This is a genomic window from Moritella sp. Urea-trap-13 (genome assembly GCF_002836355.1).
Lineage (GTDB): Bacteria > Pseudomonadota > Gammaproteobacteria > Enterobacterales > Moritellaceae > Moritella.
This window is the reverse complement of record NZ_PJCA01000027.1, coordinates 420,491-446,221: the sequence shown is the minus strand read 5'-3', so window position 1 is coordinate 446,221 and position 25,731 is coordinate 420,491. Positions and strand designations below refer to the sequence as shown.

General features: G+C 41.1%; 18 protein-coding genes. 12 read left to right on the top strand and 6 right to left on the bottom strand.

All coding sequences use genetic code 11. The annotated features are described in order from the left end of the window. Nucleotides 1-301 precede the first annotated feature (301 nt). The 10 genes from CXF93_RS04815 to CXF93_RS04770 all read left to right on the top strand — a co-directional run bounded on the left by CXF93_RS04815 (nucleotide 302) and on the right by CXF93_RS04770 (nucleotide 13,712). Nucleotides 302-1,258, top strand: coding sequence for a MoxR family ATPase (locus CXF93_RS04815; RefSeq protein WP_101061292.1), 957 nt, complete (start codon nucleotides 302-304; stop codon nucleotides 1,256-1,258). A gap of 13 nt (nucleotides 1,259-1,271) precedes the next feature. Further along, nucleotides 1,272-2,201 (top strand): DUF58 domain-containing protein, encoded by a 930-nt coding sequence (locus tag CXF93_RS04810; protein WP_101061291.1) that lies wholly within the window; start codon nucleotides 1,272-1,274, stop codon nucleotides 2,199-2,201. 5 nt (nucleotides 2,202-2,206) lie between these two features. Next, nucleotides 2,207-2,752 (top strand): DUF4381 domain-containing protein, encoded by a 546-nt coding sequence (locus CXF93_RS04805; protein WP_101061290.1) that lies wholly within the window; start codon nucleotides 2,207-2,209, stop codon nucleotides 2,750-2,752. Continuing rightward, nucleotides 2,745-3,719, top strand: a complete 975-nt coding sequence (locus CXF93_RS04800; RefSeq protein WP_101061289.1) for a VWA domain-containing protein — start codon at nucleotides 2,745-2,747, stop codon at nucleotides 3,717-3,719. The genes CXF93_RS04805 and CXF93_RS04800 overlap by 8 nt, the downstream gene beginning before the upstream one ends. Beyond that, the gene (locus CXF93_RS04795; RefSeq protein ID WP_101061288.1) at nucleotides 3,712-5,655 is read left to right on the top strand and encodes a VWA domain-containing protein; all 1,944 of its coding nucleotides are present in this window, start codon (nucleotides 3,712-3,714) and stop codon (nucleotides 5,653-5,655) included. The genes CXF93_RS04800 and CXF93_RS04795 overlap by 8 nt, the downstream gene beginning before the upstream one ends. Next, nucleotides 5,649-7,388, top strand: coding sequence for a BatD family protein (locus tag CXF93_RS04790; protein WP_101061287.1), 1,740 nt, complete (start codon nucleotides 5,649-5,651; stop codon nucleotides 7,386-7,388). Before CXF93_RS04795 ends, CXF93_RS04790 begins: the two co-directional genes overlap by 7 nt. A gap of 332 nt (nucleotides 7,389-7,720) precedes the next feature. Then, complete coding sequence (gene fbp, locus CXF93_RS04785) at nucleotides 7,721-8,734, top strand: class 1 fructose-bisphosphatase (protein ID WP_101061286.1); 1,014 nt, start codon at nucleotides 7,721-7,723, stop codon at nucleotides 8,732-8,734. A 560-nt stretch (nucleotides 8,735-9,294) separates the two neighbouring features. Next, complete coding sequence (locus CXF93_RS04780; RefSeq protein WP_101061285.1) at nucleotides 9,295-10,536, top strand: outer membrane protein transport protein; 1,242 nt, start codon at nucleotides 9,295-9,297, stop codon at nucleotides 10,534-10,536. A gap of 125 nt (nucleotides 10,537-10,661) precedes the next feature. After that, nucleotides 10,662-11,954 carry an OmpP1/FadL family transporter gene (locus tag CXF93_RS04775; RefSeq protein ID WP_101061284.1) on the top strand — a complete coding sequence of 431 codons (1,293 nt, stop codon included), beginning with the start codon at nucleotides 10,662-10,664 and terminating at the stop codon, nucleotides 11,952-11,954. Nucleotides 11,955-12,278: 324 nt separating this feature from the next. Then, nucleotides 12,279-13,712, top strand: a complete 1,434-nt coding sequence (locus tag CXF93_RS04770; RefSeq protein WP_101061283.1) for an OmpP1/FadL family transporter — start codon at nucleotides 12,279-12,281, stop codon at nucleotides 13,710-13,712. 135 nt (nucleotides 13,713-13,847) lie between these two features. Here the strand turns inward: CXF93_RS04770 and CXF93_RS04765 are convergent, their stop codons facing one another. The 6 genes from CXF93_RS04765 to CXF93_RS04740 all read right to left on the bottom strand — a co-directional run bounded on the left by CXF93_RS04765 (nucleotide 13,848) and on the right by CXF93_RS04740 (nucleotide 21,767). After that, nucleotides 13,848-14,429, bottom strand: coding sequence for a histidine phosphatase family protein (locus CXF93_RS04765; RefSeq protein WP_101061282.1), 582 nt, complete (start codon nucleotides 14,427-14,429; stop codon nucleotides 13,848-13,850). Beyond that, entirely contained in the window at nucleotides 14,426-15,649 is a 1,224-nt protein-coding gene (locus CXF93_RS04760) for a glycosyltransferase family 4 protein (RefSeq protein WP_232784104.1), read from the bottom strand. Before CXF93_RS04760 ends, CXF93_RS04765 begins: the two co-directional genes overlap by 4 nt. Next, a complete protein-coding gene (locus tag CXF93_RS04755; RefSeq protein ID WP_101061281.1) occupies nucleotides 15,642-16,871 on the bottom strand; it encodes a glycosyltransferase family 4 protein in 1,230 nt (409 codons plus the stop codon). Before CXF93_RS04755 ends, CXF93_RS04760 begins: the two co-directional genes overlap by 8 nt. A gap of 47 nt (nucleotides 16,872-16,918) precedes the next feature. Then, on the bottom strand, nucleotides 16,919-18,070 hold the full coding sequence (locus tag CXF93_RS04750; RefSeq protein WP_101061280.1) for a glycosyltransferase family protein: 1,152 nt from the start codon (nucleotides 18,068-18,070) through the stop codon (nucleotides 16,919-16,921). Between the two features lie 49 nt (nucleotides 18,071-18,119). Continuing rightward, entirely contained in the window at nucleotides 18,120-19,298 is a 1,179-nt protein-coding gene (locus CXF93_RS04745) for a glycosyltransferase family protein (RefSeq protein ID WP_101061279.1), read from the bottom strand. 117 nt (nucleotides 19,299-19,415) lie between these two features. Then, nucleotides 19,416-21,767 carry a mechanosensitive ion channel family protein gene (locus tag CXF93_RS04740; RefSeq protein WP_101061278.1) on the bottom strand — a complete coding sequence of 784 codons (2,352 nt, stop codon included), beginning with the start codon at nucleotides 21,765-21,767 and terminating at the stop codon, nucleotides 19,416-19,418. Nucleotides 21,768-22,183: 416 nt separating this feature from the next. On the opposite strand from CXF93_RS04740, the gene CXF93_RS04735 reads away from it, so the two are divergent. Next, the gene (locus tag CXF93_RS04735; protein WP_101061277.1) at nucleotides 22,184-23,083 is read left to right on the top strand and encodes a serine/threonine protein kinase; all 900 of its coding nucleotides are present in this window, start codon (nucleotides 22,184-22,186) and stop codon (nucleotides 23,081-23,083) included. A 75-nt stretch (nucleotides 23,084-23,158) separates the two neighbouring features. Then, on the top strand, nucleotides 23,159-25,264 hold the full coding sequence (locus tag CXF93_RS04730) for a YjbH domain-containing protein (protein WP_101061276.1): 2,106 nt from the start codon (nucleotides 23,159-23,161) through the stop codon (nucleotides 25,262-25,264). Nucleotides 25,265-25,731: the final 467 nt, after the last annotated feature.

Here is a 25,731-nt window from a genome sequence, read left to right as displayed (position 1 = left end):
TCACAATATTCAAACATTAGTTTGAAAATTGAGTATTTCATCTTAGAACTGTGACCTAAAAAAATATTGTGTGAAAAAGTAATCCTAAATAGTAGTCATATCAACCTAAACAGCTTTATCTGTCATATATATTGATATATTACTCATCATTTACATTACAAAATAGTGATTACCAGTAAAGTACTGTAAAACGTTTTTTAAAAGCTGGTTATAAAGCTTTCTATAAAATAAGTTTGAACTTTTATCGTCAACCGATTGTCGGTAAACTAGTGTTTATATTAACTTTATGCGATAGATAATTATGCCAAAATCGAACTTTAATCAATTAAGAGGCTATCTTAACAGCCAAATTCTTGGACAAGAAAAACTTGTCGACAATTTATTAATCGCGCTACTCGCCGATGGCCATATCTTAGTCGAAGGTCCACCTGGATTGGCCAAAACCCGTGCAGTCAAAGCACTTGCTGAGAGCTTGGAAGCCAACTTCCATCGTATTCAGTTCACACCTGATTTACTGCCAGCCGATTTAACCGGTACTGATATCTATCGCGCCGAAACCGGTACCTTTGATTTTCAACCCGGTCCCCTGTTCCACAATATTGTACTTGCGGACGAGATTAACCGTGCACCAGCTAAGGTACAGTCTGCGTTATTAGAAGCTATGGCCGAACAGCAGATAACGGTTGGCAACAAAACCATGTTATTACCAAAACTGTTTATGGTAATGGCAACGCAGAACCCCATTGAGCAAGAAGGTACCTATCCGTTACCAGAAGCGCAGCTAGATCGCTTTATGTTACATCTGGAAATTGACTACCCAGATAAAGCCACTGAATTAAAGATTTTACGTTTAACAACCCAAGAAGCGCTGCAACATGCCAGCGCAGCAATTGCCAAGATTAGCCAACAAGCGATCATGCAAGCAAGAACAGAAGTGCTGAACATACACCTTGCCCCTGCGCTTGAGCATTATCTTGTCGATTTGATCATGGCAACACGAAACCCTGCGACCTTGGATCCAGAACTTGCCAGTTGGATCACCTTCGGCGCAAGTCCGCGTGCCACGATCTCACTGGCTCGTTGTGTACGTGCTCGCGCTTGGTTACACGGCCGTGATCATGTACTCCCGGAAGATATCCAAACTTGCCTTTATCCGATCCTACGTCATCGCTTGTTACTGAGCTTTGAAGCTGAAGCTGACGGTATTACCGCAAACCAAGTTATTGACCGTATCCTGTCATTAATTGCATTTTCGTAAACTGAGTTAGTCTATGTCAGCAATCGAAGTTACGCTAAAAGAGCTACAACAATACAGCTACCAAACCAACAGTGTATTGGCGAATAAGACCTTAGCAAGAGCACAACTTGCTGGCGGTCACCTGTCGCCAATCAAAGGTCGCGGTATGGAATTTAGTGAATGTCGTCAATACCAACCCGGTGATGACATCCGCAGTATTGACTGGCGTATTACCGCCCGTACCGGCAAAACTTACTGCAAGTTATTCAGTGAAGAAAAAGAGCGCCCTGTATATGTATTACTTGATCTATCATCGAGCATGTATTTTGGTAGTCAGTATCGACTAAAGTCAGTACAAGCCTGCCATCTAACGGCTTTACTTGCTTGGGCGACAAAACATAAAAGTGATCGTGTCGGTGGCATTATTATCGGCGCATTCGGTCATAAAGAACTAAAACCGCAACGTCAACAGCGCGGTATTATGCAATTACTCAGTGAGACAGTGACCTTACATAATGCGCAACTCTCGCTATCTCCAGCGCAACGCATTACCGCGAGTACAGCACCACAAGACACGCTTGCCAGTGCCCTCACTCGTTTGCGCTTACTGTGTAAAACCGGTAGCCATATCATGATCATCAGTGATTTTCTTAACCTAGATGACAAAGCGCAAAAGCAATTAGCATTATTAAAACGCCACAATGAAGTTGAAGCGTGGCAAATTTTTGATCCTTTAGAGCTCGCGCTTCCTAACATTAACGCCAATGTGCGTCTTGCCGTGTCAGACGGTCAACAACAAGGCTTCGTTAGCCCAGGTAACGCTGACAGTCGTCTTAAATATCAACAACATGCTGATGTTAAGCAACAAGCCTTAAGACAAGTAATGAATCGATACGGTATTCGTCATCACAGGATCAGCAGTGGTGAATCATTACTTAGCCAGATTAAAAATAAGGGTAAATAAAGCGCATGGATCCGTTAGCACAATTAAAAGATATTCATTTACCTGCGCCAGTGTCAGCTTGGCCGTTATCACTGTATTGGTGGCTAGTTATTATCGCGCTGTTATTAATCGTTGGATTAGCGGTTTACACTGTGTTTCGCTACATCAAAAAAACACGGTTAACCCGCTTAGCCTTAGCTGAACTAGCCCTATTACAACAGCAAGGTTGTGAGGTAAACGATTTACATCATCTGCTTAAACGCATCGTATTATCGAGTTTCCCCCGTGAAATAGCCGCATCATTGCATGGTGATGCATGGTTGAGTTTCCTCGATCAACAAGCCAGTACTCATAAGCGTGTTTTCAGTGCGTTCTCAAATAACGCCGCGATATGGAGCTTGGATTTATATAGTGCCAAGCCAAACATGCTCGCTGAATTATCACACTTTAAAACGTGCCAAGACTGGATCAAGAAAACCCCGCTTATGTCTTTAGATTGCAAAATGAAGAGCAGAGTTACGAAGATAGTGAAGAACAGAGTGGAGAACAGAGTGGAGAACAGTAATGTTTGAATTTAACTGGCCTTGGCTGTTAATCCTATTACCCTTACCCGCACTGATTCGCTTTTTTAGTCAGGCTGGTCAAGCACAAGCCCCATTAGTATTACCAAATCTACCTTACATTGAGACCGCGGCAAGCACAGCAAGTAAAAAGCCGCGTGCCATCTGGCCATTAACCTTAATGTGGTTGTGCCTAGTGATCGCAGCGGCACGCCCGATGTGGATCGGTGAGCCGCAGTCCATTCCCCAGCAAGGTCGTGAAATGATGCTCGCGGTAGATCTGTCAGGTTCGATGCAGGTTGAAGATATGCAAATCAATAACCGCATGGTTGACCGCTTATCATTGGTGAAAACCGTGGTTGCTGATTTTATCCAACAACGTAAAGGCGACCGTGTCGGGCTTATTTTCTTCGCTGATAATGCCTACTTACAAGCACCACTGACGTTCGATTTGAAAACAGTAAGTGGCTACATGCAACAAGCGGTACTCGGCCTTGTCGGTGAGCAGACCGCCATAGGTGAAGGTATTGGCTTAGCCTTAAAACGTTTTGATCAAGCTGACAATCCGCAAAAGGTATTGATCTTGCTTACTGATGGCCAGAATAATGCCGGTGAAGTGAAACCACTTGAAGCGGCTAAATTTGCTCAAGAGCAAGGTGTTAAAATCTACACTATCGGTGTCGGAGCTGATGCTTATTACCAACGCACGTTATTCGGTAATCAGAAAGTCGACCCATCTCGAGATTTGGATGAGACAACGTTAAAGACCATCGCAGCACAAACTGGTGGCCAATACTTCCGTGCGCGTGATGCCGAGAGCTTAGTGGCGATCTATGCCGAACTCGACAAACTAGAGCCTGTTGAACAAGCGCAACAGCAATTTAGACCACAAACCGATCTATTCCATTGGCCACTAGCAATCGCATTATTGCTGTCAATTTTCGCCTGCTGTCTACGTCAAGGAGCGCGCCATGACTGATTTTATGTTATTACGTCCATTGTGGCTGTTGGCGTTATTGCCACTCATTGCCCTTGCTTGGTATTTCCGCAAAAACGATCAAGCGAAAGGCTGGCATGCAGTGCTGTCGCCTGAGATAGCTAAATTTTTATTGGCTCAGCATCAACCAGCAACAAAATCTAATAATTTATTTATACCGCTAGTCTGCATTTGGGTACTGACCACAATCGCATTATCAGGCCCGAGCTTTAGCTATACCGAACGCCCTGTTGCCAGTATCTCGCAAGCTAAAGTCATGGTATTAGACATGTCGCTATCTATGCGCGCAACCGATCTAAAACCCAATCGTTTGGCACAATTACGTTTTAAAAGCACCGATATTCTTAATGCCATTAAAGAAGGTGAAATAGGCTTAGTCGCCTATGCCGGTGATGCCTTTGTTATCTCGCCATTAACAACAGATACCAGCACCCTACTGAATTTGTTGCCAAATTTGTCACCAGAAATTATGCCGGTGAAAGGCTCTAAGCCAGAAGCAGGTATCCGTCAGGCAATCGAATTGTTAACCAACGCAGGTTATCAGCAAGGCCAAATATTACTGGTGACTGATGGTATAAATGCAGTTCAGGCTGATAGCATCAACGCGTTATTGGCAGATACAGACTACAGCTTATCGATTCTTGGCTTAGGCACAACGCAAGGCGCGCCGATTAAACTTATTGATGGCCAATTGCTTAAAAACAATCAAGGTACTATTGTCGTGCCGCAACTTGACGCCCGTCTATTAAAAGAAACTGCACAAACAAATTCAGGAAAAGTACAAGTGATCACCCACGGTAGCCAGCCACTCAATGATTTGTTTAATCATTCGCTCCTTTTTAAGAATAATCAGAAGACGGAACTCACCACAGAGCAACGTAATGATGATGGAATTTGGTTACTGCCTTTGATCGCGTTATTAGCGGCATTTAGTTTTCGTAAACAGCTATTTTTCAGTTTCTTCCTGGTATTTTTGCTACAACCAGAACCAAGCTATGCGACGGACACGTCGATATGGAAAAACAGTAACGAAAATGGCGCAATACTGTATCAAGATAAACAGTACCAACAATCTGCAGACACTTTCTCGGATCCAAACTGGCAAGCTAGCGCCTTGTATAAGGCTGGAGAATATCAGCAAGCTATCGATCTGTGGGCGGATGATAACAGCAGTAACGCTTTATATAATCAAGGTAACGCCTTAATGCAACTGGGTAATATTGATGACGCCACCAAAGCTTATGAGCAAGCGTTAAAATTAGATCCTGAAAATAACGATGCCAAAGGTAATCTTGAAATCGCCAAGCAAATGAAAAAGCAGCAAGACAGTCAGAGCCAGCAAGACAGTCAGAGCCAGCAAGACAGTCAGAGCCAGCAAGACAGTCAGAGCCAGCAAGACAGTCAGAGCCAGCAAGACAGTCAGAGCCAGCAAGATAGTCAGAGCCAGCAAGATAGTCAGAGCCAGCAAGACAGTCAGAACCAGCAAGACAGTCAGAACCAGCAAGACAGTCAGAACCAGCAAGACAGTCAGAACCAGCAAGACAGTCAGAACCAGCAAGACAGTCAGAACCAGCAAGACAGTCAGAACCAACAAGACAGTCAGGACCAGCAAGACAGTCAGAACCAGCAAGACAGTCAGAACCAGCAAGACAGTCAGAGCCAGCAAGATGATCAAGATAAAACGGGTTTAGCAGGTCAACAAGATGAAAGTAATGAAAATGTAGAGGAGGCTAGCAGCCAGGGGTTATCAGCAGCACAACAAACGCCATTAGAAAAAGAGCAGCAACAACGCTTACAAAAATGGCTGCGGAATATCCCTGATGATCCATCGTTATTATTAAGAAACAAAATGTATATAGAAAGTCAGCAACGTAACGCTGAATCAAATCAGCAAAACAGTTCGGAGCAAATATGGTAAAGGCAATACAAACACATCGCCGTGATTCTAAATTCTCACTCATGGCGAGCATGCTCGTTATTGCAAGCTTGCTATTTACGTTTAGCTTTCAGGCTAATGCGGCATTAAAAATGATTGCATCTGTTAATAAGAATCCGATCGTGCAAGGCAATAGTTTCATTCTTGAGATCCGTGCGAATGAAAGTATCAGTGCCAGTGATTGGGATAATTCAGCACTGCTGGCAAATTTTGTCGTAGGTAGAACATCGACAAGCAGCCAAACCTCTTATATCAATGGCAAGAAATCTCATATAACAACGTTCACTACGGTATTAATGGCTCGCACTGTTGGTCATTATACCATTCCTGCATTTAGCATTAATAACGCGACAACAAAACCAATTAACATCAGCGTTATTTCATCATCAACAGCGAATGAACGTGGCCTTAATAATCGTAATATAGAATTGAAGGTCAATGTAGCCGATAAGGCCGTCTATGTAGGGCAGCAGTTTATTTACACCACCACTTTATACATCGCCCAGAATACCGAGATGCAAGCCGGTAACATCACCGAGCCAGAAGTTGCTGATGGTACAGTGAAACAAATAGGCAAAGATGAAAATAGCAGTGAAATAATTAACGGCCGACGTTTTCAAACCATCACGCGTCAGTTTGCTATCACGATCAATACCGCTGGCGTTAGTGCGATCACACCTAGTCGCTTTGAAGGTCAGGTAAGCACCGCTAAGCGTGGCTATCGTTCTGGACCAGCAACGCCAGTCATTATCCAAGCAGACACCTTAAATTTAAATATACAGGCACAACCCAATACGTATAAAGGCGAATGGTTAGTCAGCGATTTTGTACAGCTAGACGAAGAACTGCAGCCATTGCAAGACACTTATCAACAAGGTGAGCCTATCACTCGTACCATTACATTAACCGCTGCGAACGTAAATAAATCAGCCCTTCCCGATTTAGCAATCACCTGGCCTAAAAAAGTCAAGATCTACCCTGATAAACCGCAGTTAACCAGCTTTGCACAACAAGGTAATTATTTCGCGCAACAAGTACTCAGCTTTGCCATCATTCCAAATCAAGTTGGCGAACTGACATTACCGGAGATATCTGTACCTTGGTTTAATAGCAAAAGCCAAAAACAAGAATGGGCAACACTACCAGCTAAAACAGTCACTATCGTAGCAAATGAAAATAGTGCAGCCATTATCAACAATTCTAACAGCATAGATGCTCAAGCAAGCTCAGTAACTAACAGTGACAAGCTAAATATACAAGCACCAGCAGCAACTGAATCACCAATATGGCGTTGGTTAACCTTTATCTTTGCTGGACTATGGTTATTGACCTGCGTTACTTGGTTTATGTTACGTAAAGGTCGCCAGCAGACCGTTAAACCGCAGGTAGCAGACACAGCTAAGCTCGATAATGTCTGGCCGCAATTAAAATCTGCACTGAAAAACAATGATGCGCAGCAAAGTAGCCAGCTATTACATGCTTGGTGTAAACAACAATGGCCCGAGATCAAAAATCCACGTCTAGCCTCACTACCAATGAGTCAAGAATGTCAGCAGGCTTGCCAAGATCTACTTAGCTTTAATTATGCTAAAACGACTGCGTCATCGAATTGGAATGGCCAAGAATTATTGGCGCAATTAACCAAGTTAAGAAGCTCAAAACAAGCCATAACAAAATCGCAACAATCTGGTATTAAAACCCAGCTCAATCCATAATTTTTTATCCATAATAAGACCAACTGGCGTCTATCGATGGCGCCAATTTCGTTTATGAAGATAACAACACGCCCAAAATGCTCGAAATCGAACATTCAAAACCCGACAATAAATGCTCGAACATTAAACAACCTCTCTCGAATATGAAAATGAAAGATTCATATGAGCAATTAAGCCTTTCACCTGAAAGCTTACTTGCATTAACTGAAAGTTAACAAGTGAATCTACAAATTACATACATTTATCTATTGCCCGCACTAGATATCCACCTTAAAAAAGCGCAAAATGGATTCAGTTATCGGATTTAATTATTGCTTTATTAGGGAATTGAAATGTCTATACATAAAACACTTGGTGAGTTCATCGTTGAGAATCAATCTGATTTTCCTCATGCAAAAGGTGAATTAACAGCATTATTAAGTTCAATCAAACTTGCGGCTAAAATTGTAAACCGCGAAATCAATAAAGCTGGTTTAGTTGATATAACGGGTGCAAGTGGCATTGAAAACATCCAAGGCGAAGAACAGCAAAAACTCGATATGTATGCAAACGAAGTATTTAAAAATGCTTTAATGGCACGTGGCGAAGTTTGTGGTATTGCTTCTGAAGAAGAAGATCATTATGTATTTTTCGACAATCAAAACAGCCGTAATGCTAACTATGTAGTATTAATGGATCCCCTAGACGGCTCATCAAACATCGATGTTAACGTTTCTGTTGGTACAATTTTCTCTATCTACCGTCGTATATCACCAGTTGGCGGTCCAGTATCAATGGATGACTTCTTACAAGTTGGCCGTAAACAAGTAGCTGCAGGTTATGTGGTATATGGTTCATCAACCATGCTGGTATTTACAACCGGTAATGGCGTTCATGGTTTCACTTACGATCCATCTATTGGCGTATTCTGCTTGTCACATGAAGCATTGTCCTTCCCTAAATCTGGTAAAATCTATTCGATCAATGAAGGTAACTACAGCAAATTCCCAATGGGCGTGAAAAAATACATTAAGTATTGCCAAGAAGAAGATGACACTACGAACCGTCCTTATACATCTCGTTACATCGGTTCTTTAGTTTCTGACTTCCATCGTAACCTGCTTAAAGGCGGCATCTACATTTACCCACAAACGGCACAAGCACCAACGGGTAAACTACGCTTATTATACGAGTGCAACCCAATGGCTTTCCTTGCTGAACAAGCCGGTGCATTAGCGACAGATGGTTACACACCAATCTTAGATCTAAAACCAAAAGAATTACATCAACGTGTACCTTTCTTCACTGGTTCTGTAGACATGATGGATACCGCACATCAGTTTATGGCCGAGTATAAAGATAAATAGAAAGAAGAAGCTTAGTTTCTTCTTTAAGTAATACTTTTAAGCCACGTCATCCTCTATTAAGAAGATGACGTGGCTTTTTTTGTTATAAGCCTTTGTATGTATTATAAACAATAATAAAGTAAAACGTGACAGACGTGACACTTACCAAAAATTAGTCTCAAAAAAGATTGACACGATTACTTGATCTTGATCACAAATTTAAACATTAACTTTGACTTAGCAAGTATCAGAATAAGTACTCTAATCAAACTGCCGATTGATAACAATTTAATAACAACACGTGTACCCTCAAATTAAATCATTATTTTCAAACACTTAACGCGAGCACGCCGGTTAACTATTTTTCACTAGAAACGTCAAGCCTTAATAACAAAACAACACACCCTGTAATTATTATTAATTACAAAGCATGAACAAGCAGTTACTATTTACTCATACTATCGACAACTGGTCTGACCTGAACTCTTTAGCGATAAACAAAAGGAACTTTGTTTTTCTATTCAGTGGGCTACCAGTAGCGAGTTAAACAAAATAAAACTTATAAAAATGAGTAATTAATCATGTCTAAATTTCAAAAAACAACGCTTGCTACAGCCCTACTGCTGGTAACTGCGCAATCTTCCGCTGCTGGTTTCCAAGTAAGCGAACATTCAGCATCTGGTCTTGGACGAGCTTTTGCTGGTGAAGCAGCCGTTGCCGATAACGCTTCTGTTCTTGCACGTAACCCTGCTGCAATGTCACTATTTAAACAAGCTGAGTTCACTATTGTCGGTTCTTATGTAGCACCAGATGTAAATATTGAGGGTGTCAAAGATGGTTCGCCTTACCATGGTAACAATCCAAGTCGTTTAGATGCTGATGATATCGTACATAGCGCTTTTGTGCCTGCTACGTACTTCATCCAACCAATCAATGATAAATTTGCAGTTGGTCTTGGTTTATTTTCGACTTACGGTGTAGCGACAGAGTTTGAAAAAGACTACGCAGCAGGTACGGGCGCTGGTACAACAGACTTAATGACGTTTAACATTAACCCAAGCATCTCATTTAAAGCGACTGAGCAACTAAGCTTAGGCCTCGGTTTAAATGCAACATACGGCACAGCAACAGTAGATCGTTATTTAGGTGACGTATCTGTAGGTGGTGGTAACCCTGATGATTCATACTTTGCAATGGAAGGTGATACTTGGGGCTTCGGCTGGAACGCTGGTGTGTTATTTGAATTCAATGAAGCAAACCGTATTGGCCTAGCGTATCGTTCTCAAGTCGATATGGACTTTGAAGGTACATTTACAGGTGCTACAAGTAATAATGCACCTGTAGATGCAGGTCTTGACCTACCATTACCAGCAACAGCCGAATTTTCTGGCTATCATGCATTAACAGAAAAATTTGCAGTTACATACAGCGTACTTTGGACACAGTGGAGTAAATTCGAAGAGTTGAAAGCAGTACAATCTAGTGATGAAAAAGCGTTGTTCATAAAAGATGAAACCTTTGATGATAATATCCGTTACTCAGTTGGTGCAGAATACACCATAGATCAAATCGTATTACGTGCTGGTTTCGCTTATGATGAATCAGCAGGTGAAACAACGCTGAGCATCCCTGAATCTGACCGTTTCTGGTACACAGCTGGTGCGACTTACAACGTAAATCCAGCTCTAAGCCTTGATTTTGGTGTGGCTTATATCTACTCAACGGAAGTTGATTTTACTGAATCTGCGGGTCCATTAACTTACGACTTTAAATCTTCTGGTGATGCAATTATTGCTTCGGCACAAGCCAACTACCGTTTCTAAGCTTATTTAGTTAAGCCGACTTTCTAAACGGAAGTAGTTAAATACAATAATAAAAATAGCGTCATCAGGCGCTATTTTTATTTTCTACTAACCTTAAAATAAAGCATCATTTTAAGGGAATAAATATGAGAAAAAGTTGTAGCCGTGATTCGCCTATCGTCTATCTAAGTGCTCTTCTGTGTCTCATAACTTATTACAGCCCTTTAACTTACGCAGCAAGCTATCAATCTTCAACAACCTCAGCTATCGAACTTGGCAATGCAGGTGCAGGCGGCGCGGCTGATACCACTAACCTCGCCAATATCGCCGTCAACCCTGCGATCACTGCTGCATTTAAATACCCGAGTATCGCGATTGCGGCTATTTTTGTTAAATCTGAGAAAGACATTAATGGTGAGTATTATTCAAATGGCGCGTCAGAAGCATTAGATAACACCAGTATTGGTGATAACTACGTTGTACCATCGGCCTATTTCGCCTTTCCGCTCAATAAAAAGTGGTCATTTGGCTTTGCTACTTTTTCAAATTATAACGTACGTAATAACTATGATAGTGGATACCCTGCCGGTATAGTCACCGGGCAACGTTCTTTGTTCACTTATGAAATAAATCCAAATGTCGCAGTCAAATTGACAGACAAACTTTACCTCGGCATTGGCGTTAGTGCTATCCATGGTAATTATAAACTTGCGACTAATTATGGCGCACAAAATCCAGCTAACCCAAGTCAAATATATCAAGACTTTCATGGTTCTGGGCTCGGATTTAGATATGATATTGGTGTGTTATATAAAATAAATAAACGCCATCAATTCGGTTTATCTTACCGCTCAGCAGCGGACATTGAAACTGAAGGCGATTTCACCACCCTAGCAAATAATAATGACCTCGTATTTCAAGATACCACCACACTTTCAATGGCAGTGCCAAGTGAAACAACCCTATCGGGTGTCCACCAACTTGACCCTAGATTAGCAATACAATATTCACTCGCTTGGTATGGCTGGGAAAATCTAGATTCCATTTCAGTCGCACATCCCGACTGCCCTGCTAACGCTGGATTTAACTTACCGCAAGGACAATGTTTAACTGAATCAGTAAATGCGGAAGATAGTTGGAAATTTGCGTTTGCGGTCAGTTATAAACTAAACGATGTCATCTTGCTACGTGGTGGTGCTTCAACAGAAAAATCCACCGAAAGCGCGACCTTCTCGATACCCTTTGATCAAAAAACCAACTTCAGTGTTGGATTAACCTATTTTGCGAGTCGGTCATTAAGTTTTGATATGGGCCTTACTTATGCGAGATACGAAACTACCAGAATTAAAGATACTATTGGTCTTGATGACTTCGATGTAAGTACTAAAGGCAATAGCACCATGCTTGGACTACAGCTAAATTATCAATTGATTGATTAACCAAGATAAATAGAGCATTAACTCATATTGATTATGCCTTAAAATACAGTTAACACTATTATCACTAAAACACATTAGATTGCATTAGTACTTCAAAATCACTTGAAATAAAGCCACTCATAAATAGTAAACACTAACTTCAAACGCCCATTCTAATTCGAATGGTATTACTAATAGCATGCGTCTTGCCCTCACATAAAGATCTCGCTAAATCCCTATAATGTCTCCTACCCAAGTAGCAAGCGCGTATAGACGCGTTTCGGGAAATCGTAATCGACACGGATGTATGTGCATTACCTTTATTATATAAGACAGGGATTAGTCATGAAAAAAACCAATGTGTTCAAAAAGAATGTCATATCTACATTGATAACTAAATCGATAGCTCAATCAATCGTTAAAGCAACAATAACAGCAACAATGCTAGCCAGCGCTCAAGCATCAGCAGCCGGATTCCAAGTTAATGTACAATCAGCATCAGCACTCGGTAACGCCAATGCTGGTTTTGCTGCCAATACCGATAATGCCGCTGTAATCGGGACAAACCCGGCAGCTGCAGCATCGTTTGACAAGTTTGCCTTTTCATTTGGCGGTGCATATATAGAACCGAGCGTTGAGACCACAGGTGAAAATGCTCCACTAGACCCTTATTACTCTAATTTTAATGCCGGGTTCGGTACTAATTACAGTGGAGAAAATGAGTCTGATTACGATGTCGAAGACTCCGTAAATCCTGCCGCAGTCCCTTCTGTTTATGCCGTTATCCCCGTAAGTAGCAAGCTTGCGATCGGTTTAGCTGGCTATACTAATTATGGTACCAATACTGAGTTTCCTGAAGATTACGCCGCAGGATTACTCGGAGGGTCGACACAGTTAACCACATTTAACTTGAATCCGAGCTTAGCGTTTAAATTAGGCAGTAAAATACGCTTTGGTGTCGGTGCTCAAATTGTTTATGGCTCAGCAGAACTAGAGAGAAATCTCGGTGATGCGGCAGCATTGGGGGTGATGAGTAACGTTGCTGCTTATGCTAAAACTGGTGCGAGTGCAGCTCAAATTGGTGGCGCGATTGCAGCAAACAATGCGCAGCTATCAGGTCAAGCAGCAGGCACTCAAGCATTTATCATGGAAGGTGATGATATTGGTTTTGGTTGGAATGCAGGTGTGCTATTCGATTTAAGTGATAACCATAAAATTGGTGCTAGTTATCGCTCTGAAGTCGAATTGACATTTGAAGGTGAATACTCCAACTATCAAGGGGCTGATTTAACTGGGCAATTAGATTTATCACTACCCGCTATGGCTGAACTAGGTGGCTTTCACCGCGTTGGTAATATAGCCCTGCAATACGGCGTAGTTTGGACTGAATGGAGCAGCTTCGATGGACTAAAAGGTGTAGCAACTGAAAACACTGATTTAGTATTATTCGAAAAAGCTTATAACTACGAAGACAATATTCGTTATTCAGCAGGTCTATCATATTACTTAGGCGAAACAATAATATTACGGGCCGGTTACGCATTAGATGAAGCTGCAGGCGATACTACCATTAGTATTCCAGATTCAGAACGTCAATGGTATACAGCTGGCCTCACATTCAAGGTAACTAAAACGCTTTCGCTTGATTTAGCAGCCGCCTACATCATAGGTGAAGATACATCATTTGAAGAAACAGATACTAATACCGGTTTGACGTATGCGTTTACGAATAAAGCTGAGGCGGTTGTTGCTTCTGCACAGATGAATTTAGTTTTCTAAGACCGCTTTGAGCTTATAAGATAACTGACTGTTCATAAAAATAATAATTTAGATCACTATTAATAACTCAGAACACTATTAATAATAACGAATTGGCTCTTATTACAGAGTAAGAGCTAATTCGACAATATCCACTTATAACGGGATGTTAAGCTCGCCAATAGACCAGCGGCCTTGCTCAAAACAAAAATGCTGCGCACAATAAAAATCAATTTTATGCAGAGGCTTAGCTAGCATATTCCAATCTGTAGCGCAGGCATAAATAGCTCGGATAATGCCTTTATGGCTAACACAACCCATATGCTTTACGGTATTATCATTATCCAACGAGCCTAGCCAATCGCTGACACGTTCAGCAACCAATCGAGGAGATTCCCCCCCTGCCGGTCTCAAGTCTAAGCCTAGCGCTTCTTGTTTTGCAACATTAATTGGGTCTTGCGCTCTTAATTGCGCCAATGTTTTACCTTCCCATTCCCCCCAACTCATTTCGATCAACGCAGTTTCAGACTGTGAGTCTACGCCAAGTAATTGCGCAGTTTGTTGTGCTCTTAATAATGGGCTATGAAACCACTGTAGAGATGACAAACCTGAAGGTAACTGATAAGCGCAGATTTGTTGTCTGCCAGCGTCATTCAATGGAATATCAGTACGACCTTGTAAACGTTTTTCACAGTTCCATTGGGTTTGCCCATGGCGAATAAAATATACGTTGATCATAACGACTCCGTTTTATTTGTTATAGCGTCTTGGATAACATGATAAAGCTGGTGCGCGCTGGCCTCGATGGAGTGATTCTGACTAACGTAATGGCTTGCCGCTTGTTGCATGATATTTAATTGTGCAGGTTTCCCAAGTAAAGCATCAATGGTTTCAGACATTTCCTTGGCGTTATAGGCATCTACCAAGAGCCCTGTGACGTTATCTTTGATAATTGAACTCACGCCACCCTGATTACCTGCAACAACTGCGACGCCAGATTGCTGCGCTTCTAAGAAAATCATGCCAAGGGCTTCATTAATCGCTGGCCAAACCAGCAAGTCAAAATGTGGTAATAGTTGTCGTATCTGGTTATTTTCCAGCGCGCCAGCAAATTTAACCTGCTGGTACGGCGTAAAAAGAGCACTAATTGGTGCTTGCATCACACCATCACCAACAATCAATAACTGGTAAGGCTGTTGTAACAATTCAACGACCCGGCTTAACTGCTGATAGGAGGCAAACTTATCTCCTCTGCGCATCATGGCAATAGTGATAACCCAAGGTAACTTGATGTCTAAGCCATATTTATCCGCTAAATCTTGCCTCGTTAAATTAGAAGGCATTAACTTATTTGTTGTCGCAGCAGTATTATGATTAACAAGCAGATCATCATTATTAACAGGTAAATCATCAATAAAAGCATTGAGGGTAACAAGCGGTGAAGCTGACTTTACCAGTCTATCTACATAGAAGTCGGTCAGCGCAATTTTATCCCTTGGATTAATACATACAACTTTACTCGCGAGTTTCAAGCCATCAGCCACTTGCTGGTGATACAAGGCCCAAGGACCATCAGCGCGTTTTTCAGCCCATGATGCTTCAGCAACTATGTAAGGAATATTCAGAGTTTGACAGATGATAGGACCAATTAGATCTGGCGCTTTGTAATATAAGTGATAAGTAAACCAAGCTTGAGGACTAAAGCCTTGTTGTTGCCAGCGCCGCATGACTCTGTGTGCTTCTTTTTTAGCAAGAGTAATAAGACGTTGCTGACGCTGAACATCTCCCGCTTTATCAAAAGAGCGCAACTGACTAGCAAGGTCAACATGATAACCGGCCTGCTCTAGTGCGCGGATAAATAATCGGGCGATCTTACGATCGCCCGATGGGTTTGGGTGTAAGGGCGATTTAAGCGGCGCATAAAATGCGACGCCTGTTTTTGCGCTGGTATTAGCCACGATTATCAAACAGCTTTTCTAATTGGTCGATACCAATCTTGACATCAAAACGTCGGTGCAATTGCTTTTGCCCTTCTGCGCCTAAACGTTCACGTTTTTCACCATCACGGAGTAAATCTATTAAGGCGGCTGCTAACTCGTCAACGTGATTGGATTGCACTAATACGCCATTCTCACCACTGTCAATCAGCTCTGGAATACCAGAAATATCCGTAGCGAGGCAACATACCGATTGGCTCTGCGCTTCCATTAATACGTTGGGCATACCATCGCGGTCACCATCGGCAACAATCTTACTCGCTAGGACAAATAAATCACTTTCACGATAAGCTTCAAGTACGGTTAATTGCGGCTGTGCGCCTTGCCACTCAATGTGTTGCTCAATACCGAGTTCTTTAGCCTGCTGACGTAACGCTTTTAAAATACCGCCACCACCAATATGGGTTAACTGCCAGTGTAAATCTTTTGGTAGTTTAGCCAGCGCATTCAATAAATCATCATAACCTTTCTTCGGTACCGCGCGGCCAACACTGATAATTTTTACCGGATTATCGGCAGAGCTGCCATTCACATCAGCACGGGAAACACGATCTACATGTTGAAAGCGTGTGAAGTCTAAGCCGTGATAAACCAAATGCACCTTGCTTGGATCTTTAGCGAGGGATTGTAAGTATTCATGATTAGCTGCTGTACAAGTCGATAACCATTGTAACTCTGCAAGCTTTTCTGATAAGTCCCATTGCTCAGTTGTCCAAATATCTTTGGCATGCGCGGAACAAGACCAAGGTAGAGCATTGATTAATGATGCATAGCGCGTCACTGACGCTGGCGTATGCAGAAAGTGTGCATACATTTGCTCAACACCCTCTGGCATTTCTGCGGCTAATACTAGGCTTTGACCAAAGCGACGAATGCGGCCACGGCTAGTATCACGTTTTAAATCGCGGAAAAATTGCTTAAATACTTTAATCAGTGAGAATTGAGTTCCCAACTTCCAAAATGCTTTTAAAACCCGTAATGGTTCATCATGCAAATACTCGGGTAAATACAGCACATCAGCTTCAATTTGTTGATGTATCGGGTGCGTGCTGGTATCTGTCGGATGACGTAGGGAAACTAAAGTAATATCAAATCCGCGCAATTCTAATGCGCGAATTTCTTGTGCAATAAATGTTTCTGATAGGCGTGGATAGCCTTTAAGTACTAATGCAATTTTCTTCACTACAGACTGACCTTAAACTTTTGTGATTTACAACAATAACGAGACGACTAATGCCTCGCGCCTGCCCACTCAATAAGTAATTTGGCGCTTTGTGGCGCGCCCTGATTATCGATATTAACCGTTTTAGCTGTACTGGCTAATGCATTATTAATGGCTGCTTTTAATGTGCCGATACTCAACTCGTCATTTTTAACGAATTGTAATACCTTCGCTTGTGCCAATACTTCGCTTCGCGCTAATTGCTCAGTTTCACCTTCACCTTCAAACGGTATGACTACAGCGGGTACGGCAGTCAATAACAGATCCATCACAGTGTTATAACCGGCTCTTGAGATAGACACATAAGCATTACTCAACTCTTTTAAGAAGTCATCAGCAAGATCAACAACTTGTAAGTTAGGCTGTTGCTGCGCCTTGAAAAAGGTTTTGTCGGCAGAGTCCATGTTTGGGCCCGTGATCAATAACCACTTTTTATCCGTTGCAAATCCGCTGTTATATAACGCCATCACCGCGACTAAAATATCTTTGCCTATGCTACCGCCGCCGACAGACACGACTATGGTATCTCGTGTTTTATGATCAGCTTCATCGGCATCGGTAAGCGTTGGGCAAACATAACCAGAATAACTGACTTTATCAGCGATCATGCCGGCCACAGGGAAACTTCTTTCTAATGGGTAAAATTTTTCATCACCATGCACTAATACATGTTGATAATAGGTCTGCACTAGGTTGACGTATTCTTGTTCCCTTACCGTTGAACGTCGCTGTAAAATATCGCGGATCGACGAAACAAGAACGGGCGGGTTATCCTGAGATTTAGCCCAATCAAGCAAAGGTAATAACTCAAAGCGCATTTGCCTGCGGCCAAACGGATACGTCTCTGTAACAATTAAATCAGGTTGTAGTGCTTCACAAAGCGCTAACAGTGCTTGTGTCCGCTGCTGCTGATCATCATCACTAACTGGACTGCCATCGGCTTTAACTAAACCGCTAAAGCCGGAATCGGCACTTTTAACCGCGGTCAACTGATGCATAGTCGCAGTACCAAAAGACATGCTCGGCACAGGCATGCCACCAAAGATAACATCGACATGTGCGCCCTGTTCACACAAGGCTTGAACAATAAGAGAAGAGCGACGAACGTGACCAATACCTAATAAATATTGCACATAATACATAATACGCGGAGCTGACATATACAGGATCCCTTGCGATAAACACAAATTAAAAAGAAAAAGGATTAGCTTATTTTGATACCAGCTCACCAAATCGATCTGCAATCGAATCTAAACCGTTAAGCAAGTTGTCAAGTTTATGCTTACTCGGTTTATCTTGTAGTAATAACTTATGAATACTGTCGACCATGGTTTCAGCGCAACGTTCTGAATCCAAATCAAGCATAGATAACAGCCCTACTTTAGCTGCATTACGTGCACGAATAAGTTGTTCTTCTCTTGGTTTCGTTCGTGGAAGAATCAATGCTGGTTTATCAAATGACAATATTTCACAAAATGTATTGTAGCCACCCATCGCAATAACAGCTTCAGCCTCGAACATCAAATGCTCAAGATGATTACTAAATGTAATCGCTTCAACATGTGGTAATAACTCCGCTCTGTGCAAGAATTCATTACGCTCTGTGGTTGGCATAAACGGACCTAGCACAAACAAGGCTGGCATCAATGTTGAGCAGGTCTCATAGGCACGTAATACCCAATCAATCATCTCAATACCGTCACCGCCACCACCAGGAGTAACCAGAATGTAAGGCTTATCAGGAAAGTGTATAGAATCGGTATCTACTTGCTGTGGTACCTGCCTTGGTAAATATCCCGTAAATAAGGTCTTATCTTTAACTATTTGCTTTATATCTAAGCCTTGTAACGGATCTGATACTTCAGCAGGGCCATATACCCACAGCTCATCGTAGAGACCTTCAAGTAATGGCATTACATTCTTCTTCTGCCATTCCTTTTTTAATAGTTCCGGAGAATCCATCACATCACGTAAACCGAGAATACATTTGGTATCGGTATCTTTAAAATGCGCTAACGTGCTAATGACTTCATCTTTTAAGCCACCCGGTTCTTTATCTACTAGAAAGATATCCGGTTGAAACACTTTTGAAGTATTTAAAATAATTGCTTCACGTAATGCCAATGTATCCGCTAAATCGATCAGTAAGCCGAGTGAGGTGTATTGGCCATTATGCAGTTTAATCACTCCAGGTATACGAATGAAATCCACTCGGGCTTTAAAATCAAAACGGCCAATGATCGGCGAACCAGTAATGATGAGAACAGACAAGCCCTTATAGCGGTCAACAAGCTCATGTGCGATAGTTCTGCAGCGACGCAAATGCCCAAGACCGAAAGAGTCATGACTATAGATGAGTAAACGGCTATTATTTAATTTACTGCGCACTTGAACTCTCTTTAACTAAATACAACTAAGACAAACAAGATTACCAAAAAAGAACAGCCTAAGATAGCGTACTGCTCACTTAACAACCCGTTAATAATATTAAAAATAAATCGCGAATTAATTATAATCCGAATCTATTCTATCGTTCCTTTTAATATCCGCAGACGCGCTTAATGCCGCTGCAGCACCTATTTTTTCAGCCAGTTCAGCATTTTTTTCTATGCTGTCCTTAAGGTCTTCTTTACCTTCATGTTGCGTCAACACATGTACCGAACGATGCGCAAATTCAATACCGTTGTCCTGTAATGATTCTTGTACCAGTCTAAATGCTTCACGGCGAATAACCCATTGTTCACCGGGTACACAGGTAAACTTCATTCGGAAGATAAGCGCAGACTCTTCAACTCTGGTTACCCCTTGCGATTTTAACGGCAATAAAAAATGCTGACCATATTCAGGATGCAATAACATTTTCTGTCCGACCTTCTTGATCAGCTTCCGCACTTTTTCAACGTCGGTTCGATAATCTAATCTGAACTCCAATTTCTTGGTGATCCAATCTCGAGATAAGTTTCGCACAGTCGCCATCTCACCAAAGGGTATGGTTTGCACGGCACCAAGGTGATGACGCAATGTAATCGAACGAATAGAAATACGTTCAACCGTACCGCGTAAACTCGCAGCTTCAATATACTCACCACGACGGAATGCATCATCAAGTAAAAAGAAAATACCTGAAATGACATCCTGCACCAATTTCTGAGCGCCAAAACCGACGGCGATACCGACGATACCAGCACCAGCTAACAACGGCGCAATCTCAACACCGACAATACTTAAGATCATTAGTAGCACACTGGAAAATAAGAACACCATTAAAAATGAACGCACCAATGGCAGTAAGGTTTCAGAACGAGAGGCACCACCGCCACCGCCTTCACCTTCCAGTGTCGATGTGCCACTGTCATCCATCTCAACCGGTAAATGGCGTTCTATCGCAGATTGAATAACTTCCCAAATAGCATAAGCGACAATGATAACGATAATAATATCAACAAACATTTGGATGAAGCTGCCAAAACTATTCGCTAATTTTTCCCACGCATTATGATCAAAACTAGCATCAATATGATAAAAAATCACCGCGGCAAAGATCACACGAAGCGCTATAATCACGCGATTAATAAATTTATCACAACGCTGTTCAAACGAATGACTTTGTAGCCAAGAGATGCGTTTAAGCTGACCAAGCGCGACAAAAATGAAACGGTCTAATATAGGGTAAGTAAACGTCAACCACCAAATCGGTGTGAAGTTATCAGCTTGCTTGTAATACCCCAAAAACTCATACATAGCCCAGAATGCCCAAGCCAGGAATAACCAGATGGTGAATACACTGGTCCATGTTTGGCGTAAAAATCGAGTAAAGGCAGAGCTAGTCTGTTTGCTACTTGCAAACATAGCTTCAATCGTTCTGCGATTAAACCAAATAAAGCTGATGGACAGTACATTCAGGATCATACCGGTAGAAGGGATAACCAAAGCAAACAGAATTGGATCTAACGAGAACACCACGAGAATACGCCAGAAGGTGGTAATAGTCAGATAAACAGCCATGAAGGCAAGAATTGACCAATATAGACGACTTGCCGATTCACAATCTATTTTAAATAATCGATTACCGCGAGCATAAGGCGCAAAAATCAGTCTTAATAAGACCTTAAGCGATCTTATTTTCACCACCAAGCCTAAAGCATGCAGGCTGAGTAGTCGAAATGGGTCTGTTTCTGCATAGTTATAAATAGCAATAAACGCGGCTGTTAAAGCAAAAATGGCAATACCGACATATTGAAAAAAACCACGCATTAATAAGTAATCAAGATTTTCCTTGAAACTAGTATCTTTTTCTTTGGCAACCCCCTCAGAAAAAGAGTCCATTTTGACACTGGCAATACGTTCAACAATAAAACCACAAACCAGCATCAATATAAAAATGGTAAACAAAGATGAAAAACGATCTGCGCCTTGACCATCGGTCAGATTATTAACTAATTTTTCTTGATGTTCAGGCCACAGAGCCAAGCTAGCTAATAGCTTATTTTTACGATCTCTGGCATCCATTAAGAAAATAAATCGCGCCATATCATCATTTTTATAATGATACTCTTTATTACGCTCGCGTTGTTTTGAAGGACCTAAAACACGCCAACTTCTATCTTCATCGGTTATTTTATTCTCGCGTCTATCCCGATTATTACTTGTGGGCTGACTAGCTGGTCGTTGGTCTACCGATGAATTACCTGTTATGGCATTACTTGCTGGTGCATTATTTTCAGGTACATAGTCTGCTGATAAATAAACGGCATCATTTGCATGCACTAATGGCATATTACTTAGCATTAACAACATGCCAATAAATAATGTCGCAACAATACGGCTGGAGACACTTAAACGAATAATCTTGTGCATGGCAATACCAATTATTTTTTATAAGAATGGGATAAGAATAACTATAGTATCAAAAGTTTACGTTCTAGCAACATAACTAACTAATATGTGATCACTAAAGCACTGTAAAGCAATATCCGAAATACGATAAAAAAGTATAATTAAGAAGTAAAACTAATTTAAAATATAAAAATACTACCTATATCTAATTTTTAATTAACAAACCATAAACCTAAGCGAATTTACAATAAACGCATGTTATATTTATAGAAGTAAGTTTACATATAAAAACATATTTTACAATCACACAACACTTGTGGTAAAGAAGTGTAAATGTTAATCTACCTAAAAATGTACATATTTTACAGTATACCTAACGTTACCAGCTTTGGTGTTTTGGGAAACTCTTGCAAAAATTATAATTAAAGGAATAAACAGTGAAAATTAAACTTCTAGCGATCGCAGTTGCCGGTATTCTATTATCAGGCTGTAACGATGATAACGTTGATGCATCATCTAAATCAGTTCAAGCATTCGATCCTGCAGTACAGAACATGACAGCTGTTGCAGCTTGCGATGACGGAACAACTGAAACAAGTAAAACAGATTTCACTGGTAACGCTAAATTTTTTAATCTAGCACCACAATTTTCACCAGAAACATGTTCATTCCAATTTACTGGTCTACCTGGTTCAAATGCTGTTGACGTATCAAATGGTAAGTCAATGGTAGGCGTAACGTACTCTATTCCTAAAGGAATGGCTCAAGCTAATAGTCCAATAACAGCATCTCCGATGACAACTCTGATTGCTAAAGAGTTAGCAGCAACTGGTGCAGTATATTCAGAAGCAACAGCAACAACTGTATTAACATCATTAGGCTTAGGTTCGTTACTTAATAATGGCGTGTCTGTAACTAAATTACTTTCAAATACAGAAGCAGTTTTAAAAGAATTAACTACTACTAATCCAACTGATGCGAGTCTTCTTGCAGCGACAACAGCAGTATTATCTGATGTATTAACAGCAAGCCCAGATGCAACAGCTGAAGCTCTAACAACTACAGCCTCTACACTATCTGAAAATGTAATAGCAGCAAATCCAGCTTACCCAACAAGCGCAACAGGCGATACTGTTTACGTAGATTTTGATGAAACTGAAGTTAAAGACTATGTTCAAGATGTAGAGGACAAAATAGCAGATCCATCACTTCCTGAACCTACACCACCAACACCAGATTTACCTAAAGCTAAACCAGTAGATCCACCGACTCCTCCAGCGACTGGTGGCGGCACTGGTGGCGGTACTGGTGGTAGTGGCGGTGGTAGTGGCGATTAATCGCTTTCGCTAATTAACATTTTAAGGCTCCTAAGTTAGGAGCCTTTTTTCTAACTTAAAAAATTGAAGTGATTTATGTCTATCAAAGCAAGCTTATTCACAAGCCTTAGCTTAGCAATTTCCTATTCTGCTATCGCTGAAGTTGAGAACTTACTTTCCGCCCAGAGTTTTACCGGTGCGCTATTAACGCCTAATGCACAAGTTATCGATTACGGTGATTTTTCACTATTATATGGCCAAGGTGTACCTTTTCAAAATCACATCGCTGACTTAGATAATCTATTCTTCGCCGCTGGTTTTGCGCCAGGGTTTGAAGCCGGTGGTCGTATCGTTACCCAAACTTATTCTTGTAACCTATACACAGAATCAGGTTGTGGTATACGAGACCTTTCAGCTTCTGCTAAATATCAACTGCCTTTTGTATATGATTACACAGGTTTCAATGTTGCAATTGGCGGTCAGGATATCGGTGGTGCAGCAAACAATTTTGCAACCTATTATGCCGTAGCGGATTATGAATTTGATGCGTTACCAGTGCGTTTTAGTGCTGGTTATGGTAAATCAGACATGACAATGGGTATCATGGATGGTCCTTTTGGCTCTATCGAATTACAACCCCTGTCTTTCGTACAATTTATTGGTGAATATGATTCAACAGAGTTCAATGGCGCCGTAAAAGTATTTACCCCCGAAGACTTATTACCATATGGCGCACAGGTGGCATTACAATATCAAGTGTATAACGGCCATGAGTCAGCCAATGTAAATAAAGAAAATGAAACAATGTGGGCGTTAAACGCCAGCATGCCATTTATGAACTACAACTTCACTCAAGCTGATGCGTACGCTAAAGATAAAACATTAGCCTTAAGTGACACTATACACATAGCACAAGCACAAAGTTCATCAGCTAGTCTGACAGAGCTTAAAAAGGCTTTAGTCGATGAAGGTTTTATCAACGTACAGCTCGGTAGTAAAGACGCTAAAGTTATTGTATCGCTAGAAAACCGTCGCTATAACCATAACCAAATGGATGGTGTCGGGGTCGCATTAGGAATTATTAGTAGCCACTTAGGCAATGATATTTATAACGATTTAGGTATCGAAGCTGGCAACCAAGCGTTTGAACTATTTACCTTGGTTAATGATATTCCCATGATGCAAGTGAGCACCTCAGCGGTTTGTTATCGCGCCTTTGTAAAAACTGGTGAATCTTGCACTGATATCAAGTTCTCAACTTCCATGCTAACCGAAGTAATCAAAGAAGGTAATTGGCTAGAAAGCAATAATGAGTCAGGCTTTGGTCGTACTCAAATTATTTTATCTCCAGCGTTACAACATAGAGATGCCACTGAATACGGTGTATTTGATTATTCACTCGCACTAGCAACCAACGTATATACTACATTATGGTCTGGTGCAGCGGTTGATGTTCGTCATTTACTGCCAGTTTCAAATAGTGATGATTTTGAAGATGGTGAAATCTGGGCTGACAGCCGCTATGAAAGTGAGATAGATCGGGTCTTAATTCATCAAACATTCCGTTTGCCTTTTGATGTAACTAACCAAACATCTGTTGGTATTATCAGGACCAACTACCAAGGTTTAATGAATGAAACTAACTGGACATCACCCGAGGGGCGACATAGCTTCGATTTCCAAATTAGCCAGTTTTCACATGCCGATGAGCGTGATAAAAATGGCTATTATATAGAAGACCGAGATACAGCATTATCAAGCTATACCTTATCTGTCCCCGAGTTTAGTTGGCAAGGAACTGTCGAAGGCGGTAACTATTGGGGTGGTGACTCTGGCTACAAGATCACATCAACACACTGGCTAGGTGATGCTAAGCTACAAGCTACCTATCAATCAACAACAGCTGTAAATTCGAATGAAGCGGAGGAGTTTATCTCGTTAGGTGTTTCAATACCGCTGACGTTATGGCGTGATATGAAACCCGGTTATGTGCAGCTACGCGGTACGGATCAATTTACTTATGCACTGCAAACTAGGATTGGTAAATCACATAACAATTTAAATACTGGAATGGGATCATCAATTAATCTACAACACAACTTAGCTCGTCAATATTATAATGATGACAGAATGTCGCCAAAATATTTCGAATCAAACGTATATAGATTGCGTAATGCTTATTTAAAATATTTAACACTGTAATTAGTAAAAAAAACAAGTCGATTTAAAATGTGTGCTATTTACTAACTCGATAGCACACATTCGCTTTACTCTTCAATAATAAAAATTCAAATTTATATCAGCTAACAATTTACCTATGCTTATGCCTATCATTGATTAAAGGTATATCATTATGAGAAATTATTACCTATCACACCTCTACACCTCATTATTACTATCAATATTATTCTTTCCATGTAATGCAAACCCGCCTCCCGATAACATCAATTTAATCGAATTAGTTAAACAAGGAAAATCCATTTTTTTTATTCAGCCATTTCAAATAATAAAAATCAATCAAAATCAAACGTCTAACAACTGGCAGGTGATGCTTGGAAGAAAGGATTTTAAGCAAGCAGAATTCACTTATTTTAACGACCTCGTGCAGAAGTCCATGCTGTTTACTACATTTGGTAAGTATGAAATGACAATAATATCGCAAAACATGG